The following is a 17,594-nucleotide window of genomic DNA, read 5'->3' as shown; positions in this document are numbered from 1 at the left end:
CGAAACGGGGACGGCGGGAGGCAGGCCAGGGTTAGAAGTGACCTGAGCCTGAAGGGTTGGGCTCAACCAACGTCAAGGCGGGGGTGGGAGTACCTTACCCTCCGCAGGCGGGACCACGGCCCATTTTGACCCTGATCCAAACGAGTTACAGTGAGGGTGAACCTGCCCCTGTCCGCTGCCCTGACTCCCGCCCGTGCCCGGAGGTGAACGCCCTGCCGCAGCCGCCCGACCTTCCGCCCGCCGGTCCCTGGGGACCGGTTCCGCGCCCCCTGGCGGAAGAACTGGCGCGCGGGGGGCTCCTGGCCCGGCTGCTGGCGGCCGAGGAGCGGCTGATCGTCCTCGCGGCGGGCTCGGGGTTCGGGAAGACGACCCTGCTCGCGCAGTACGCCCGCGCGGCGTCCGGACGGGGTGGGCGGGGGGTGAGCTGGCTGAGCCTGCGGCCCGACGACGCCATGCCTGCCACCCTGGCGGCCTCCGTCCTGTCGGCCCTCGTGCCGGTGCTGTCGCCGGAGGAGGTGCGCGACCTGCGCCGGTCGGCCGCTGCGGGGGCGCCTCCCGCCCGGCTCGCGGCCTCGCTGGGGGCGCACCTCAACGCCCTTCCCTTCGGCGTCTCCCTCGTGCTCGACCATGCCGAGCGGCTCGGCCCGGACGCCCAGGGGTGGCTCACCGCCCTGCTCGACGCGCTGGGCGAGGGCCACCACGTGTTGATTGCCGCCTACGACGCCTCGAACCTCGAACTCGCCCGCCGCCGGGCGCGGGGCGACGCCCTGGTGCTGGGCCCGGGAGAGCTGGCCTTCAGCGAGGCCGAGACGCGCGCCTTCCTCGCTGCGCGGGGCTCCACGCTCGACCCGGCGCAGGCCCACCGCGCGCTGGAGGGCTGGCCCATCGGGCTGGGGCTGCTCGCCGCGGGCGGGCCTGCGCCGCCGGACCCCGCCGACCTCGTGCGTGAGCTGCTCGCCCGCCTCACCCCCGGGCAGCAATCGGTGCTGGCCGACCTCAGCGTGCTGGAGGAGTGGAGTGCCCCCGGGGCCAGCGGGATGGGCCTCACCTGGCCCCCGGGCCTGATGCGCGTGGCCCGGCAGGCGGGCTTGCCCCTCACGCCCCTGGGGGACGACCGCTGGCGCCCCCACCGCCTGCTGCGCGCCGAACTGGAGGCGGCCCTGCTGCGCGACCCGGCGCGGCACGCGCGGCTGCACGGGGTCGCCGCCCTTGCCGCCGAGGCGCGCGGCGGGGTGCTGGAGGCCACACGCCACCACCACCTCGCGGGGCGGGAGGGAGACGTCCGGCGCCTTGCTCTCGCGCTGGTCCCCGCCCTGGAGGAGCGCGCCGAGCACCACCTCGTGCGGGAGGTCCTGGGGCCCCTGGGGGAGGCTGGGCTGCCCCCCGCCCTGCGCCGGGCCCTGGCGGTCGCCCAGATCGAGACGGGGGAGCAGGGGCGCGGCGAGGCGGCGCTGCTCGCGCTGCGGGCGGCCAGGCAGGCGGACGCGCGGGCCCTGACCTACCTCGCGCGGCGGGCGCTGGGGCTGGGCCACCCCGAGGAGGCGCTGGCCCTGCTGGACGAGGCCGAGGGGGTGGCCGAGGGCCCGGCGCTGACGGGGGCCCGCCAGGCGCGCGCCACCGTGTACTGGGAACTGGGGCGGCCCGAGGACGCCCGGACGGTGGCCGAAAACGTGGTGGGGCGCGCCGAGGCGAGCGGCGACGCGGCGGACCTCGCGGGGGGGCTGAGCCTGCTCGCGCTGTGCCACACCGGGATGGGCGAGTACGGCGCGGCGGTGCCGCTGCTGGAGCGCGCGGTCGCGCTGTACGACTCGCTGGGCCTGCCCGGGCGGGCGACGGTGGAGCGCAACAACCTCGCCACCCTCTACGCCTTTCAGGGCCGACTGGAGGAGGCGCGCGGGCAACTGGAGCGCGCCCTCGCCCACGCGCAGGCGGCGGGCGTGCGCCACCTGCCGCTGCTGCTGGGAACGCTGGGGGACGTGCACCGCCACGCCGGACGGTTCAGGGACGCGCTGGACGCCTACGCCCGCGCCCGGCAGGCGGCGCGCGAGGTGGGCGCGCCCGACGGGCTGGAGGGGGTCACCTGGGTCCGCGCGGTGGAGGCGGCCCGCCGGGCCGGGGACGCGGGAGCCGCCCGGCTCGCCCTGGACCGCGCCCGGCTGGCGGTGGCGGGCACGCCGGAGCGCAGCGCCCTGGACCTGCCCCTGGCCGCCGAACTCGCCTTTCAGGAGGGGCTGATCGCCTTTGGGGACGCCCGGCCCGCCGACGCGCGGCCCCTGTTCACGGCGGCGCTCGGCGCGGAACCCGACGCGGCCCTGCGCGCCCGGGTCTACCTCGCCGAACTCGCGCGCCGGGCCGGGCAGCTCGCGCGGGCCGACCTGGCCGAGGTCGTCGCGCGGCTCGACGCCCTCGGCGGGGACGGCCTGCTGCGTCCCGACGCGCCCGCCGTGGGGGGCCTGTACGCGGAGGCCGTGCGCCGGGGCTGGTGGCCGGAACGCTTCGGGCCGCCCCTGAGCGCGGCGGGGGCGCCGAGCATGCCCACCCTCACGCTGCGCACCCTCGGCCCCCTGGAGGTCCGGGTGGGCGAGCGGGAGGTCCGCCTGCCCTTCGCCAAGTGCGGTGAACTCCTCGCGTGGCTCGCCCTGTACGGGCCCGCCGCCCGCGAGCAGATCGTGGACGCCCTGTGGGACGGCACCGTGACGCCCTCGCAACTGGAGTACTTCAAGGTGGTGGTCCGGCGCGCCCGCGCGTCGCTCGCCGAGGGCGGGGGGCTCGACTTCAACCCGCTGCCCTTCGAGGGGGGGACCTACCGCCTCTCCCCGCGCTTCGAGGTGCGGGCCGACGTAGTGGCCCTCGCGCGCGCCGCCGAGTCGGGCGAGGAGCGGGCGATGCGCGAGGTGCTGATGAGCTACCGGGGCGAGTTCCTGAGCGGGGCGCGCGGGGAGTGGGTGGAACTGGTGCGCCGCCGCGCCCTGGACGACGCGGTGACCGTCGCCCTGATGCTGGGGGCGAAGGTGGAGGCGGCCTCTCCCCGGGAAGCCCTGCACGCCTACCGCCGGGCGGTGGAACTCGACCCCCTGAACGAGGACGCGCACCGGGGCGTGATCCGGGTCCTGACGGCGCTGGGGGACGAGGCAAGCGCCAACGTCGCGCGCCGGGCCCACCGGCGGGTGCTGGAGGACGAGCTGGGCGAGGGGCATTCCACCAGCTGACGGGGCCAGCGGACCCGGCGTCCCGCCGACATGTGGACTGCCGGGCTTCTCTTCCGGTGATGCCGCCCTGGGACGTGATGCCGCACACGCCGCGTATCCGGTGGACGGCGGCATTCACGCCGCGCTCGGCGGGCCTTGAGCCCCGCACAGCGTGGCCATGGTTCAAGGAAGCTGCCAGGAAGTGCAAAGTGAAGTCTTTCCCGGGCAGCACGGGAGGTGTTCGTCCTGCCTGTTCTCCTCCGTCCCAAAAGCCGCAGTCAGGGTCTTCTTGTGTGGGTCCTCTCAGGAGTATTCAGATGCGTGTGCAGGAAGGCGACGAGTTGGATGCCCGCGTCGACGATGTGGTGCTCGAGCACCCGCTGCGCCTCTCCCAGGTCCTGCGCCCGAAGGGCGGCGAGGAGCGCCGAGTGTTCCTGCTGGCTCTGGCGCTTGTTGTCGATAACGTTGAATTGAAAGCGCATGTAGCGGTCGGCGCTGCGGTGCAACACATCGAGTGTGTGGAGCAGGCGGGCACGGTGTGCGGGTTCGTAGAGGGTGCGGTGAAAAGCCCAATTCAACCGGCCGTGCTGCCGGGCATCGTCCTCCCGCGCCATCGCGTCCACGAGGTCCTCTGCGCGTCCGAGCTGGGCCTTGGTCAAATGCCCAAAGGCCAGTTCGAGCGCGAGCGGTTCGAGCTGTGCGCGCATCAGCGCGAGGTCTTCTGCCTCGAATGGGTCGAGGTGCGCGACGACCACACCGCGTTTGCCTTCCTGCCGCACCAGGCCCTCGCCTTCCAGGCGTTGCAGCGCCTCCCGCACCGGGAGGCGACTCACGCCGTACCCCTGTGACAATTCCTCCTGAATGAGCGCCTGCCCCGGCAGGTACAGGCCATTCAGGATGTCCTCCCGCAGTTGATCGGTCACGGAAACCTTCACACTCGGCATGTCCAAACTCTACTTCTGAATCCAAACTTTGACTTTGGATACAGATAGGGGCAAACTGGGCCATGCCCCTTCCCCATCGTGTGACCCTTGCCCGGGTCGAGGAAGCCGCGCGAACCATTGATCCGGTATTCCTCGATACGCCGCAGTACTCCTGCGAGGCGTTGGGCGAACTCATCGGCGTTCACCTCCTGCTCAAGGTCGAGACGCTGGGTCCCATCCGCTCCTTCAAGGGTCGCGGCGCGGACTTCCTGGTCTCGCAGGTCAACGACGACAGACCGCTGCTATGCGCCAGCGCTGGAAACCTCGGGCAGGCCATGGCCTACGCCTGTCGGAAACGGGGCGTCGGGCTCACGGTGTACGCCAGCACGCGCGCAAATCACCTGAAGCTCGACCGGATACGCGCCCTCGGGGCCCGGGTGGTGCTGCACGGTGAGGACTTCGACGCGGCCAAGCTGGAGGCAGCCCGCGTTGCCGCAGAGGGGAACGCGCGCCTCGTGGTGGACAGCCTCGACATCGAGACCCTTGAGGGTGCGGCCACCATCGGACTGGAACTGCTTAAGCTCCCCCAACCTCTGGACGTGGTGCTCGTCGCCCTGGGCAATGGCGCCTTGTTCAACGGCATTGCGCGGGTGATGAAGGCCAGGAGTCCGGGCACCCGGGTCGTCGCCGTGGGCGCGCAGGGGGCGCCCGCGATGATCGAGTCGTGGCAGGCAGGCCGCGTGATCGAGCACGAACGTGTGAACACCATCGCGGACGGCCTCGCCGTCCGCGTCCCCATACCCGAGGCCCTGGAGGACATGCAGGGGCTGGTGGACGACGTGCACCTGGTCTCCGAGGAGGTCATCCTGCGCGCCATGCGCCTGATCCACGAACACGCCGGGCTCGTGGTTGAGCCCTCTGCCGCCGTGGGTGTGGCCGCGCTCCTCGAACACACAGACCTGTACCGCGGCCGGGCGGTGGGTACGGTCCTGTGTGGAGGCAACCTGACCCCTGAACAGATGCGGCTGTGGCTGGGGCCGGTCCTGGAGGTCCAGGCATGAGGATGCTGCTGGGCGAGAACTGGGTGGACCGTGCGCCCCAGATGGATGTGCGGGACCCTCAGGACGGACGGTTGATTGACCGGGTGCCGAAGGCGACCCTGCTGGATGTGGAACTGGCGTTGTCGGTGGCGTGGAAAGCGAGGCGAATTGCCCGCGCGCTGCCGACCCACGAGCGGGTCCAGGTCCTCTCTCTCGCCGCCGAACTGATCGGAGGGCGCCAGGAGATGTTTGCCCGCACCATCGCCTCGGAGGGCATCAAGACGATTCGTGAGGCGCGCAAGGAGGCGGCGCGCTGCGCGGCCACCTTGCGCCTGTGTGCCGAGGAGGCGCGGCGTCTGGGCGGGGAGATCGTGAACTTCGACCAGCGCCCGGGCAGCGAGGGGAGAATTGGCTACTGGACCCGGGAGCCGGTAGGCGTGATCGTGGCGATCACGCCTTTCAACGATCCCCTGAACCTCGTGGCCCACAAGGTAGGTCCCGCTATCGCCGCGGGCAACGCGGTCATCGTCAAACCGCACGAGCAGACCCCGCTCAGCGCCCTGGGGCTCGCCGAGGTGCTGCGCGAGGCGGGCCTGCCCCCTGGCGTCCTTCAGGTTCTGACTGGAGACGGCACGGAAATTGGACCCGCGCTCGTGTCCGACCCACGGGTGCGGATGGTGTCCTTCACGGGTGGCGTGGGGACCGGCCAACAGATCGCCCGGCTCGCTGGGCTCAAACGGCTGGCGATGGAGTTGGGCAGCAACTGCCCCACCCTCGTCATGGATGACGCCGACCTCGACCTCGCCGTGCCGAGCATCCTCAGTGGAGCCTATTGGGCGGCCGGACAGAACTGCTTGCATGTGCAGCGCGTTCTGGTTCAGGACGCGGTCTATGCGGAGGTCCGCTCACGGCTCGTTGAGGGGGCTCGCGGCTACCGCGTGGGAGACAAGCTGAGCGAGGACACGGACATGGGGCCCCTGGTGAGCGAGGTGAGTGCCCGGCGTGTGGAGACGCTCGTGCAGGAGGCCGTGACCGCCGGAGCAACCCTGCTGACGGGCGGAACACGCGACGGCGCCTTCTTTGCGCCGACCCTGGTGGAGAACGTGGCGGGTGACCTACGGCTCTATCAGGAGGAGGTCTATGGGCCAGTGACCGTTTTGGAGCGCGTTGACGATTATGACGAGGCGGTAAGACGGGCCAACAGCGTGTCTTACGGTCTACAAGGGGCCATCTTCACGGGAAATGTCAACCTGGCGTTCCGCGCGGTACGCGACCTGGACTGCGGAGCGGTCATCATCAACGACAGCACCGACTACCGGGTGGATGGAATGCCCTTCGGCGGCGTGAAGGACAGTGGGCTGGGGCGCGAGGGCGTGCAGTTCACGGTGCGGGAGATGAGTGAGGTCAAACTGGCTTGTTTTCGGGTGACCCCAGCCTGAAAGGGACCGGAGAGGTGCCGTTTATGTGGTGAGCACTTGTGAGGGTGCCCCCGTGGTCGGCTCGGTCCAATTGCACTTCGAGCGTACCTCTGATTCGGCCGTACAGCGGCCACGCTTCCCGGCGGTCGTTGGAGGTCTACTCCCGGCTCACGCTGGGCGAGGCCCAGCACGAGTACGACCGGGTGATCGGGCGCTTCCCGGTCTAGCTCGAGAACGCCCTCACTTTGCTCTTTGTAGCGGCGTCCTGATACCGTTGGCGAAGTCAGGCGGTCGCTGGAAGGCGGGCGAAACAAGCTGTTCTGGTCGCCGCCCTGGGCCGACCTTGCCACCAGGCGTAGACGCGCTCGAGATTGATTCCCGCTGCCGTCGCCATCCCCTGTAAGCGCAGTTTGGCTTCTCCTCGATACCGAGCGGTGCGTGCCCCATGGGCACGTACCGCGACCGAAACTGTCCCCTCAATCCCGGACCGCCGGTTGTATAAGGTCTTCCACTCAGGTGTTTCCTGCTGCTTGCGCATCATTTGTAGGGCCTCGAAGGCCGGTTGGCGCAGCAAGGTGAGGCACCGTCCATCGCTCGTAGATTTGGTACAGCGCGCCCTGACCTCGCACGACTGGCACACCTTGCGTGGGAATGAGACAAAGACCAGGGGGATACCTTCTGGGCTCTGCCCCAACAGCCAACTGGTCGACCGCTGGCCCTGCGGACAGGTCGCGTGCTGGCTCTCCCAGTGAAGGCTGAAGTCGTCGAGCTTGAAGGCCTCCGGATCACGGAGTTGCCAGTTGGCTCCCGGTCGAGTGGGCCCGATGACCTCGACCCCATGCTGCTCCAAGCTGTCGGCCAGGACGGTCCCACTGACATAGCCCGAATCGACGAGATGTTGCTTCGGCAACATCTCCTTGGCCGCCAGTGCGTGGTGAAGGGTGGGCATGACCTGGATGTCCTGGGTGCAGGAAGACGAGCTATGAACGTGGGTGATGACTTCCGGCAGATCCGGTTCGCAGGCTTCCGTCAGATGCACCTTGGAGCCCACCCAGCCACGACCACGCTTGGTCGAGAAGCGTGCCTCGGTGTCATACGGCGACTCCGGTCGCTGTGCAGAAGGTGGGACGGCAGTGCCAGGCTTCCACTGCACTTCGCCCGCCTTGCGTCTGAACTGCTGCGACCACACCAGCTCAAGGGTCTGGACGGCGGGCAAGCTCAGCAGCGGGGCCGCACTGGGATCGGCGTGCAGGCGGTCGAGCAACGAAAAGCCGTCTTGCCCGACCTGCTGCACATAGGCCAAGCGAGCTTGTGCGCCCTGAGGAAAGCGATACGACTCGACACGGTGTTCGTACCACTCGCGCCAGCGTGAGTCCAGTCGCGGGGCCAACCAGTCGGGCGCATGGCGCCCGACTGCATTGAGCGTGCCTCGGAAGGTTTCAGCGACAAACTCGATCCGGGTCAGGTGGCGGATCGCTGCCAGGACATGGGTCGAGTCGGTCCGCTGTTGTCCACGCCGTTTGAGCAAGCCCTTCTCCCGAAAGCGTGTCAGCATCCTGTCTAACAACAGGTGTTCGGCCTTACCCGCGACCAAACGAGCCCGGAACTCCGAGAGGACGCTGAAGTCGAAGCCTGGATCGCTCAGTTCCAATCCCAGCAGGTATTTAAGGTCCAACCGCGCTCGAACCTGTTCAGCAGCTTGCCGGTCCGTCAGGTTTTCGAGGAACTGGACGACCGTGACCAGCGCCAGTCGCCAGGGAGGCAGGGCAGGCTGACCCAGCGCTGGAAACAGCGCTGCAAAGTCCTGGTCGGTGTACAGCACGCCCAACTCGTCTCGGAGCTTGAGGTAGAGATTCCCTTTGGGAAAGGCCGCAAGGGCGATTCGAGCGGTGTCTTTAGGGATAGGGCCAAGTGGGTCTGGACGCAGCATCTCTCAGGGTGCGCCTCACCCACCGACTTCGCCAACGGTATCGCGTCCTTAAACCACCCCCAGCGTGGGCGACTTCGAAGCCACCTCCCGCGTTACCCCGATTTTTCCCCTGTCCCTTCCCAGGATGAAGGTGTCGTAAACACCGCCGGGTTGGTGACGCGGCGCGGACACCCGCGCTGCGGCAGCCCGGCACACCCGTCGGCAGGTCCGCCCTGACCCGCCGACGAGAGACAGGGGGAGGACCTATGCAACACATGACCAGCCTGCGGCCCCACACCACCCGTGCCCTGACCCTGGGCGCCCTGCTCCTCGCGGGCGCCGTGGGGACAGCCCACGCCCAGGACTCGGACACCCGCCCCGCGCCCGCCTCCATCGGCGCGGACATTCCCGCGACCTACTTCGGCCCGGCCCCGTCGCAGACGCAGAAGGAACTCGTGGGTCCCCTGCAACTGCTGCGCTCGGGCACGGTGGACCAGGAGAAGGGGACGATCACCCTGCCGCTGTACCGGGGGCAGATGCGTGACGGCAGGAACGTCTGGTACGTCCTGACCGACACGACGGACCGGGGCAACGCCGACGCCCTGGGCCTGAACTACTCCGCCAAGCTCACCTACGGCAACGTGGGCCGCGCCGCCCGCAACGCCACCCTGGGGCGCGACGGGACCCTCACCTTCGCGTCCGGCACCGTGAGCTTCGCCCCCGAGCACGTCCTCACTCCCGGCGCGGCACCCAACTTCTTCCCGCCGCGCGCCTTCAAGGCGGGTGCGGTGGGAGACGCGAACTACTCTCCACTGGTCCGCATCGAGAACGCGGGCGGGCACATCTACAACGCGCCGGTCGTGGCCTTCGGCAACTCCGCGGGGGAACTCACCCGCTTCTGTCGGGGCAACGTGGACCACCGGCTCGTGCACGACAAGGTGGTCTCGATCTGCCCCGAGGGCAAGAGCGGCGGCACCGTCACCCTGCAACTCACGCCGGGCTTCTCGTTTTCCAAGCCGGTGCTGTACCTCAGCCTCGACGCCTCGGACGAGCTGCCCGCCGCGATGGAGAACGTGACCCTGGCGCCCGGCATGAAGGACCTGCCGGTGGGCGGGGACGACGGGGTCTTCAGCGCGGTCGAGCGCCTGTTCGCGGCGGTGAACGGGCCGACCGGCAAGCAGAACCCCCAGCGGCAGGGCTTCAACTCGGCGCTGGGGGACGCGGGCGTGCCCGGGCCGCTGAACGTGCTGGGCGGCATCCCCACCGTGGCGACCGACTACAGCCCGATGTGGGACCTGAACGTGTATGAGTGGACGCCCACCGCCATTCAGGCTGGATACCGCTCGCGGATGATCGAGGAGTTCCAGATTCTCGGCATGGCGCAGCGCGGCTTCATCACCGGGCCCGGCGGCGCGCGTTTCGGCTCGACGGGCTTCGTGGTGAATTGCCCCATCGTCCTGCGCTTCCTGTGAGCCGAAGCAGAGGGCGGCGTCCAGGGCGGCGTCCAGGGCTGCCCCCAGACACGCTCTCCCGAGCTTTGGAGGAGCAGGTGTTGAAACACCCCGCCTGCACCTTGTCGCTCGCCGGACTGCTCGCGGCGAGCGGAACGGCCACACCTTCCCCGGAGACCTCGGCCAACTCCGCCTCGCCCGTGTCAGCTACCACCCTCGTCCCCTTCGGCACCCGGCAGTTCGGCACGGATCAGGACGACACCGCCCTCGGCATCGCGCGTGACCTGCGGGGCAACGTGTACGTGGTGGGCTACAACGGCGCGGGCCTCGACGGGCAGCCCGCGCCCGGCGGTCTCGACGCCTTCCTGGTGTCCTACGACGCGGGCGGCGTGAGCGCGGGCGCCCTGTGGGGCGTGACGGTCGGGGGCACCACCACCGGGGGGCTGGACGGTCAGGTGTCGCAGGGCGGACAGGACGCCTTCGTCAAGAAGTTCGACGTGTTCGGCGGGGCCCGCTAGGCCCTTCCCGGGAGGTCCCCATGCTCAGTTTCCTTGCCCGCACCGCGCCCCTCGCCCTCCTCGCCGCCAGCCTCGTCGCGTGTGGGCAGGGCACGCCCGCCCCGGAGGCTTCCCTGCCCGCCACCGCGCGGCCCCTCGCCTTCCCGGCGCAGACCCCCGGCGAGTTGCCCGGCGTCCCCGCCGAACTGGCCGTGCCGGGGGGCAACCGCCTCACCCGCCGCGTGGTCGGCGTGGGCGTGCAGGTCTACACCTGCGCGGCGCTGGGCGGGGTCTCCACCTGGACCTTCCGGGCCCCGCAGGCGGACCTCTACGGCGCCGAGAGGGGCGTGTTCCGCAAGGTCGGCACGCACTACGCGGGTCCCACCTGGGAGGACGGCGCGGACGGCAGCACGGTGGTGGGGCGCGTCCTCAGGAGCGTGCCCGCGCCCCCCTCCACCCCGCCCGCGATTCCCTGGCTGCTGCTCGAGGCCCGCGCGACGACCCCGGCCCGGAGTGGGCAGCCGGGCGCCTTCAAGGGGACGACCCTCGTGCGGCGGCTGTACACGCTGGGTGGGACGGCCCCCACCACGGGCTGTGACGCCTCCCGGGTGGGCGCCGAGGCCCGGGTGCCCTACGCGGCCCTCTACGAATTCTTCGCGCCCACGCCCTGAGCCCGCCCGAAAGGACGCTGCCATGCCCGAACCGGAACCCTACGACGCCCTCATCCTCGGCTCGGGGCAGGCGGGCACACCGCTCGCCGCCGAGCTGGGCCGCGCGGGCTGGCGGGTCGCCATCGCCGAGCGGGAGCACTGGGGCGGCACCTGCGTCAACGAGGGCTGCTCGCCCACCAAGCTGATGATCGCCTGCGCCGAGACCGCGCACCGCGCCAGGCGCGCCCGCGACTACGGGGTGGAGGCGGGCCCGGTGCGGGTGGACCTGGGCGAGGTCCGCCGCCTCAAGCGTGAACTCGTCGCCTCCTTCGCGGGGGGCAGCGAGCGGCGGCTGCGCGGCACCCAGGGCGTCACCCCCCTCCTCGGGCACGCGCGCTTCACCGGGCCGGGGGAGGTGAGCGTGCGGACCCCACAGGGCGAGCGCCGCCTCACCGCCGGACACATCTTCGTCAACGTCGGCGCCCGCCCCGCCTTGCCCCCGGTGCCGGGGCTCGGACACGTGCCCCATCTGCTGACCTCGACGAGCATCATGGAACTGGACGCGGTGCCTGGCCGCCTCGTCGTGCTGGGCGGCGGGTACGTGGGGCTGGAGTTCGCCCAGATGTTCGCGCGCTTCGGCAGCCACGTCACCGTCCTGCACACCGGGGCGCAGATCGTGGACCGCGAGGACGAGGACGTGGCGGGCACCCTGCTCGGCGCCCTGCGGGAGGAAGGACTGGACGTTCACGTCCTCGTGCGGGACCTGCGGGTGGAGCCCGGGCCGGAGGGGGAGGCCACGCTGCACTTCCGCACCCCCGAGGGCCCGTGCGTCCGTCACACCCGGCACCTCCTCGTCGCCACGGGCCGCGTGCCCAACACGGATAGCCTGGGCGTGGAGGCGGCCGGGATCGAACTCGACGCCCGGGGCTTCATCCCGGTGAACGCGGACCTGGAGACGAACGTGCCCGGGGTGTACGCCCTGGGGGACGTGAACGGCGGCCCCGCCTTTACCCACGTCGCCTACGACGACTACCGGCTCGTGCGCGACCGGCTGCTCCACGGACGCGGGCATCTCCACCGGCTCCCCACCTACACCCTCTTCACCGACCCGCAACTGGGCCGGGTGGGGCTGAGCGAGCGGGAGGCCCGGGCGCGGAACCTCGACATCCTCGTCGCCACGCTGCCGATGGCGTATGTGGCCCGCGCCATCGAGACCCGGCGCACGGCGGGGATGATGAAGGCCGTCGTGGACCGGAAGACGCACCGCATCCTCGGGGCGGCGGTGCTGGGTCCCGAGGGCGGCGAGGTGGCGGCGACCCTCCAGATGGCGATGCTGGGCGGCCTGCCCTTCACCACGCTGCGTGACGCGGTGATCTCGCACCCGACGCTCGCCGAGTCCCTGAATAACCTCTTCATGACCCTCGGAGACGTGCCGCCGCTTGCGGAAAGCGACTCCGTGGCGTTTCACCCTGCCGGAGAGCTTCATGCCTAAACGTCTTCACCTCACCGCCCTCCTGTCCGCCGCTCTCGCCCCGGGCGCCCTCGCCGCGCCCGTCGTGGTGGGCTCCAAGCTCGACCCCGAGGCGCAACTGCTGGGGCAGATGATCGTCCTGACGCTCAGGAATGCCGGGATGGAGGTCACCGACAAGACGGCCCTGGGGGACACCGGCGTGAACCGCAAGGCGCTGCTGGCGGGCGAGATCGACGTGTACCCCGAGTATACCGGCAACGCCGTTTACCTCTTTTCCGACGCCAAGATCAACCCCAAAGACGCCGGCAACCCCAGCAGGATTTACGCCCTCGCCCGGCAACTCGACGCGAAAAACGGCGTGACGTGGCTCCGGCCCGCCAACGCCAACAACACCTGGGTCGTCGCCGTGCCCCGGAGGCTGGCGCAGTCGGGCAGGCTCTCCACGCTCGCCGACCTCGCGCGCTACCTGAGGGGGGGCGGAACGTTCAAGATCGCGGGGTCGCCGGAGTTCTTCGACCGGCCCGACACCATGCCCGCGTTTGAAAAGGCCTACGGCTTCAAGCTCCGGGCCGACCAGAAACTCGTGCTCGCCGGGGCCACCCCGGTCCAGACCCAGACGGCCGCGTCCGCCGGGACGAGCGGCGTGAACGCGGCGATGGCCTACGGCACCGACGGCACCCTCGCCGCCCTGGGGCTGGTGGCCCTCAAAGACCCGTTGGGCGTGCAGCCCGTGTATCAACCCGCCCCCATCATCCGCACCGCCTCCCTGAAGGCCGACCCTAGGATCGAGGGCCTGCTGAACCGGGTTTTCGCTGGCCTGGACGGGAAAACCTTGCAAACCCTCAACGGGCGGATCGCGGTGGAGGGCCGCAGCGCGCAGGAGGTGGCGCGGGCCTACCTGAGGGGCAAGGGGTTGATTCGGTAGCTGGACGCGGAACCGGGGAGACCGGTCGTCCTCCCCATCTTCTTCTGACCCGACCCGCCACGTTGGCGCCGGGAGGACCACGGGTCAGGGGGGAGTCTTCGGCTGTTCGAGCCCACGCATCAGGAGCGTCATCAGGCTCCCCGGCAGGGACGGGAGATGTCCCAGGACCAGCAGCGCGGGCAGGGTGGACAGCATGCCCAGCAGCATCCAGGCCGCGAACGTCGTGTCGTGGGGCTCGAACTCCCCCTCCTCGACTCCGCGCCGCAGCGCCTCCTCAAGGGGGGCGATCACGTGCCGCAAAAAGGCCTGGTTCAGAACCACCTGGTCCTCCCCGGGCAGGAAGCGGGCGGTATCCCGCAACACGTCGTGGGCGGGCGGACGCGCGGCGAACCACAGCGTCAGGGCCTCCAGTCCCTCCCGGGCGCTGGGGGCCGAGGCCAGAATGCCCCGCACGGCCGCCCCGTGCTCATCGAGGCGGAGGTGGATCAGGGCGATCACCAGGGCGTTCTTGGAACCGAAGTGGTGGTAGAGGGTCTTCTTGGTGACGCCCGCCGCCCGCGCCACATCTTCCACGGCCATGCCCGCGTAGCCCCAGCGTTCGAGCAACACCTGCGCCTCGCCCAGCAGCCGGGCGCGCGTGTCGGGGACGGGCTCGCCGGGGGCGGAACGCCGGGGCCGACCTACCGGGCGCGTGGACCTGGGTGCCTTGGAGATGGTGGAGCCTCCTGATCCCGAGTGTGGGGGCGAGCCTCCACTTCAATGGTGGGACCGCACGCACTTGGGAAGGATCACCGGCGTGTACAGTCGGTAATACACCATTCGGTGTATTAAGATCACTACCGCCCCACGGCGAAAGGAGCGACCATGCACGCGCTCGGCTTCACCCGGTACGGCCCGCCCGAAGTGCTTCAGCCGCTCGACCTGCCCCGGCCAGAGGTCCCCGCCGACGGCGTGCTGATCCGCGTCGCTGCGGCCGGGATCAATCCCGCCGACTGGCGCTTTCGCAGCGGGCAATTCCGCCGCGCCGTGCGGCTGAAGCTCCCCTTCGTGCCCGGCTCGGACGTGGCGGGAGTCGCCCTGGCCGTGGGAAGCGCCGTCACCCGCTTTCGTCCTGGGGACGCCGTGTTCACCATGCTCCCGGTGAGGGAGGGGGGCGGGTACGCCCAGCTCGCGGTGGCCCGGGAAGCCCTGGTCGCCCCTGTCCCCACCGGCATTTGCCTGGGGGACGCCGCCGCCGTTCCGCTCGCGGGGCTGACCGCCCTGCAGGCCCTGCGCGACAAGGCCGGGCTGCGGGCGGGGCAGCGCGTCCTGATCTACGGCGCCTCGGGCGGCGTGGGCACCTTCGCGGTGCAGATCGCGCGGGCGCTGGGCGCGCGGGTCACCGCCGCGTGCAGCGGCCGCAACGCCGAACTCGTGCGCTCGCTGGGCGCGGACGAGGTGATCGACTACACCGGGCAGGAGGTCACCGCCGGTCCCCCGCGCTTCGACGTGGTGTTCGACGCCGTGAACCACCTCGCCTTCCGGCGGGCGCGGCGTGTCCTGCGGGCGGGCGGCACGTTCGTCACCGTCAACCCGGTGATCGGCAACCTCACCCCCGCGTGGCTGTCGGCCTTCTGGGGAGGTCGGCGCCTGCGGTCGCTGTTCGTGCAGCCGAGCGGCGCCGACCTCGAAACGCTCGGTGAGTGGCTGGCGGGTGGGCAACTCAAGAGTGTCATCGACCGCACTCACCCACTCTTGGACGGGGCGGCGGCGCACGAGTACAGCGCGAGCGGGCGCGTGCGCGGCAAGCTGGTGCTCACCGTGGACGAGGACCTGGCCGCCCGGCGCGCCGAGAATGCCCGCTCGCTGGTCGGACGGGCATGAGCCCGGCGACCCCGTGAAAAGGGAGGCGAAGATGAAACGGACGCTCTTCTGGACGCTCCTGGGCGGCCTCGCTGCCGCCGGTTTCCTCACCTGGCGGGGCCGCCTCACCTCCGACCCCACCACCGACTTCACGGACCTGAGCTTCTCCCGGCGGAGCCCGGGCACCCCCAGCGGCGAGATGAGCTACTACGAGGCGGGCGAGGGGCAACTCCTGGTGCTCCTGCACGGCATCGGGGGCGGCGCCTCCGCGTGGTACTGGAGCAAGGTGGCCCCCGTCCTCGCCCGGCGCTTCCGGGTGGTCGCTCCCGACTGGGTGGGCTGGGGGCGCTCCGAGCACCCCAGGCGGTCCTTGCTGGGAGGGGAGTACGTCGACCAGTTGCGGACCCTGCTGGCCCACCTCGGTGAGCCCGTCCACGTCGTGGCCCAGGGGCTCGCGGCAGGCTGGGTGGCCGAACTCGCCCGCGAACGCCCGGAGCTGTTCGGGCGCCTGATCCTGTGGACCCCCTCGGGCGGTCTGGACTTCGGCGAGGACTCCTTTGCCCCGTTCTACCGGCGCACGTTCACGCCGATTGCCCGCTCGCGCACGCTAGGCCCCGTGTTCTACCGCCTGATCTTTCACCGGGGCAGCTTCATCCGCTCGTGGCTGAGGGGGCAGGGCTTCTACAACCCGGCGGCGGTGAGCCGGGAGGTCGTGGAGGGCAGTCTGGACTCGGCGCGGCGGCCGGGCGCGGCGTACTCGGCACTGCCCTTCCTGAGCGGCGATCTGCGCTACGACCTCGCGCCCCTGCTGCGCGACCTGCCCGTGCCCGCCGTGATGGTGTGGGGCGAGCACGAGCGGCAGGTGGGGTTACCGACGGGGCGGCGCTTGGCCGCCCAGAATCCGGGAATAGAGTTGATTGTGCTGGACCGGGCCCGGGGCACGCCGGAACAGGAGTCGCCCGCCCGGAGTGCCGCGTTGCTCGAACAGCTCCTGCAAAGTCGGCCACCCGTGCGGCAGGACGGGATCACTGGGCGGTGAGCGTGAGGGGAACGCCGCCGGGGCTGGTCTCATGGTCCGACCCTACGGAGGAGAACGGCGCGGACGCTGCACCGCCTGTCAGGCGCCGATCCCCGGTCCGGCCTCCGCACCGAGGCGGCGCCCTCACGCCCACGTCACCCTGCCTGGTCGACGCTTGCGGGACGGCGTCGACTCACGTGGACGTGAGGCTCGCGATGGCGCCTGTCACGGACGGCAACGCCCTGAGAATGAACCTGTGTTCGTGCGCCTGACGCGCGAGGAACGCCAGATTGTCGAGCGCCGACGGTGCCATCAGGGCCTTCAGGTGCGGCCCGACCCCTTCGGGCAGGCCCCGCTCGCTCCCGTAGCCTTCCTGGTCCCGGCGACCTCTTCCCGGACCTCGCCCTGCCCGACCACCGGGGACAGACCGTTCACCTCTCGGGCCTGAGCGCGCCCGGTACGTCCGACAAGTGGGGGCGGGGCTGCAAGCGATGGGGATGGTGGTCGTCCAGACGGCCTCGTGCGCCAGCAAGAACCGCCCGCTTTGCCCCACTTCCAGCGACTGTGTGAGGGCTACACCGCGTCGCGGCGCGACAAAGCGAGTCGAACACCGAGAGCGAGCATCACGGCGCCGCTGATCCTGGTCTGCACGAGCACGAACCACGGGTGCCGCGCGGCCCACACGCCCACGCGGCCAGCGAGGACTGCCAGGAACGCGTCCCACACGAGACCGACGAGCAAGAACAGCAGGCCGAGGATCAAGAATTGCGCGACGACCGAACCTCGCTCCGGATGAATGAACTGCGGCAGGAACGCCAGGAAGAACAGGGCGACCTTTGGATTGAGGAGGTCGGTGAGCGCGGCTTGCCAGAAGGCCCGGCGCAGGGTCGGCGGGGCTGCGCCCTGACCGGGCAAGGCGACATGCGGCGTGCGTTCGAGCAATGCCTTGATGCCGAGATAGATGAGGTAGGCGGCCCCGGCCCACTTGACGATCTCGAAGGCGAGCGCGGAGGTAAGCAGCAGGGCGCTGAGACCGAACGCGGCGAACAGGGTATGCGCGAGGACGCCGAGCGAAAAGCCGAAGGTTGTGGAGAGGCCAACCCGCCAGCCGCCGCTGATGGAACGCGCGACGACCATGGCGAAGTCGGGGCCAGGAGCCATGATGATGACGAGCGACGCGACGAGGAAGGTGCCAAGCGCGGCGGGGTCAATCAAAGCCATGGATCAGTGTACGCGCGTGGCGGGAGCGCGGAGAGGAGTTC

14 protein-coding genes are annotated in these 17,594 nt (G+C 70.6%); 10 read left to right on the top strand and 4 right to left on the bottom strand.

Features of this window, described 5'->3' with window-relative positions; genetic code table 11:
- Positions 1-203: 203 nt before the first annotated feature.
- Positions 204-3,209 (top strand): tetratricopeptide repeat protein, encoded by a 3,006-nt coding sequence (locus DAETH_RS19320; RefSeq protein ID WP_264777725.1) that lies wholly within the window; start codon positions 204-206, stop codon positions 3,207-3,209.
- A gap of 257 nt (positions 3,210-3,466) precedes the next feature.
- Here DAETH_RS19320 and DAETH_RS19315 read toward each other — a convergent pair whose 3' ends face one another.
- Positions 3,467-4,132: a GntR family transcriptional regulator gene (locus DAETH_RS19315; protein WP_264777724.1), complete on the bottom strand. Its 666-nt coding sequence runs from the start codon at positions 4,130-4,132 to the stop codon at positions 3,467-3,469.
- Between the two features lie 62 nt (positions 4,133-4,194).
- Between DAETH_RS19315 and DAETH_RS19310 the strand changes: the two genes are divergently transcribed.
- Both DAETH_RS19310 and DAETH_RS19305 read left to right on the top strand, forming a co-directional pair.
- Positions 4,195-5,172 carry a threonine ammonia-lyase gene (locus DAETH_RS19310; protein WP_264777723.1) on the top strand — a complete coding sequence of 326 codons (978 nt, stop codon included), beginning with the start codon at positions 4,195-4,197 and terminating at the stop codon, positions 5,170-5,172.
- Positions 5,169-6,590, top strand: coding sequence for an aldehyde dehydrogenase family protein (locus DAETH_RS19305; RefSeq protein WP_264777722.1), 1,422 nt, complete (start codon positions 5,169-5,171; stop codon positions 6,588-6,590). Before DAETH_RS19310 ends, DAETH_RS19305 begins: the two co-directional genes overlap by 4 nt.
- Positions 6,591-6,852: 262 nt before the next feature.
- Here DAETH_RS19305 and DAETH_RS19295 read toward each other — a convergent pair whose 3' ends face one another.
- On the bottom strand, positions 6,853-8,496 hold the full coding sequence (locus DAETH_RS19295) for an IS1182 family transposase (RefSeq protein WP_456264407.1): 1,644 nt from the start codon (positions 8,494-8,496) through the stop codon (positions 6,853-6,855).
- Positions 8,497-8,744: 248 nt separating this feature from the next.
- Between DAETH_RS19295 and DAETH_RS19290 the strand changes: the two genes are divergently transcribed.
- The 5 genes from DAETH_RS19290 (at position 8,745) to DAETH_RS19270 (ending at position 13,472) form a co-directional block, all read left to right on the top strand.
- Positions 8,745-9,950: a hypothetical protein gene (locus DAETH_RS19290; RefSeq protein WP_264777720.1), complete on the top strand. Its 1,206-nt coding sequence runs from the start codon at positions 8,745-8,747 to the stop codon at positions 9,948-9,950.
- Between the two features lie 77 nt (positions 9,951-10,027).
- The gene (locus tag DAETH_RS19285; RefSeq protein ID WP_264777719.1) at positions 10,028-10,447 is read left to right on the top strand and encodes an SBBP repeat-containing protein; all 420 of its coding nucleotides are present in this window, start codon (positions 10,028-10,030) and stop codon (positions 10,445-10,447) included.
- Between the two features lie 20 nt (positions 10,448-10,467).
- A complete protein-coding gene (locus DAETH_RS19280; protein ID WP_264777718.1) occupies positions 10,468-11,097 on the top strand; it encodes a DUF3455 domain-containing protein in 630 nt (209 codons plus the stop codon).
- A gap of 22 nt (positions 11,098-11,119) precedes the next feature.
- Positions 11,120-12,568, top strand: a complete 1,449-nt coding sequence (locus tag DAETH_RS19275) for a mercuric reductase (protein WP_264777717.1) — start codon at positions 11,120-11,122, stop codon at positions 12,566-12,568.
- The gene (locus tag DAETH_RS19270) at positions 12,561-13,472 is read left to right on the top strand and encodes an ABC transporter substrate-binding protein (RefSeq protein WP_264777716.1); all 912 of its coding nucleotides are present in this window, start codon (positions 12,561-12,563) and stop codon (positions 13,470-13,472) included. Before DAETH_RS19275 ends, DAETH_RS19270 begins: the two co-directional genes overlap by 8 nt.
- 84 nt (positions 13,473-13,556) lie before the next feature.
- Here the strand turns inward: DAETH_RS19270 and DAETH_RS19265 are convergent, their stop codons facing one another.
- Positions 13,557-14,081 carry a TetR/AcrR family transcriptional regulator gene (locus DAETH_RS19265; protein ID WP_264777715.1) on the bottom strand — a complete coding sequence of 175 codons (525 nt, stop codon included), beginning with the start codon at positions 14,079-14,081 and terminating at the stop codon, positions 13,557-13,559.
- A gap of 255 nt (positions 14,082-14,336) precedes the next feature.
- On the opposite strand from DAETH_RS19265, the gene DAETH_RS19260 reads away from it, so the two are divergent.
- Entirely contained in the window at positions 14,337-15,335 is a 999-nt protein-coding gene (locus tag DAETH_RS19260; protein ID WP_264777714.1) for an NAD(P)-dependent alcohol dehydrogenase, read from the top strand.
- Between the two features lie 31 nt (positions 15,336-15,366).
- The gene (locus tag DAETH_RS19255; protein WP_264777713.1) at positions 15,367-16,353 is read left to right on the top strand and encodes an alpha/beta fold hydrolase; all 987 of its coding nucleotides are present in this window, start codon (positions 15,367-15,369) and stop codon (positions 16,351-16,353) included.
- Between the two features lie 552 nt (positions 16,354-16,905).
- Here DAETH_RS19255 and DAETH_RS19250 read toward each other — a convergent pair.
- Positions 16,906-17,553 (bottom strand): LysE family translocator, encoded by a 648-nt coding sequence (locus DAETH_RS19250; RefSeq protein ID WP_264777712.1) that lies wholly within the window; start codon positions 17,551-17,553, stop codon positions 16,906-16,908.
- Between the last annotated feature and the right edge of the window lie 41 nt (positions 17,554-17,594).

It is taken from the genome of Deinococcus aetherius (assembly GCF_025997855.1).
Lineage (GTDB): Bacteria > Deinococcota > Deinococci > Deinococcales > Deinococcaceae > Deinococcus > Deinococcus aetherius.
This window is presented reverse-complemented; position numbering and strand designations above follow the sequence as displayed.

Bases quoted from the DNA above. Each gene is read 5' to 3' on its own strand.
- DAETH_RS19315 (WP_264777724.1), bottom strand. From the start codon at position 4,132: ATGCCGAGTGTGAAGGTTTCCGTGACCGATCAACTGCGGGAGGACATC.
- DAETH_RS19310 (WP_264777723.1), top strand. From the start codon at position 4,195: ATGCCCCTTCCCCATCGTGTGACCCTTGCCCGGGTCGAGGAAGCCGCG.
- DAETH_RS19305 (WP_264777722.1), top strand. From the start codon at position 5,169: ATGAGGATGCTGCTGGGCGAGAACTGGGTGGACCGTGCGCCCCAGATG.
- DAETH_RS19290 (WP_264777720.1), top strand. From the start codon at position 8,745: ATGCAACACATGACCAGCCTGCGGCCCCACACCACCCGTGCCCTGACC.
- DAETH_RS19280 (WP_264777718.1), top strand. From the start codon at position 10,468: ATGCTCAGTTTCCTTGCCCGCACCGCGCCCCTCGCCCTCCTCGCCGCC.
- DAETH_RS19275 (WP_264777717.1), top strand. From the start codon at position 11,120: ATGCCCGAACCGGAACCCTACGACGCCCTCATCCTCGGCTCGGGGCAG.
- DAETH_RS19270 (WP_264777716.1), top strand. From the start codon at position 12,561: ATGCCTAAACGTCTTCACCTCACCGCCCTCCTGTCCGCCGCTCTCGCC.
- DAETH_RS19260 (WP_264777714.1), top strand. From the start codon at position 14,337: ATGCACGCGCTCGGCTTCACCCGGTACGGCCCGCCCGAAGTGCTTCAG.
- DAETH_RS19255 (WP_264777713.1), top strand. From the start codon at position 15,367: ATGAAACGGACGCTCTTCTGGACGCTCCTGGGCGGCCTCGCTGCCGCC.
- DAETH_RS19250 (WP_264777712.1), bottom strand. From the start codon at position 17,553: ATGGCTTTGATTGACCCCGCCGCGCTTGGCACCTTCCTCGTCGCGTCG.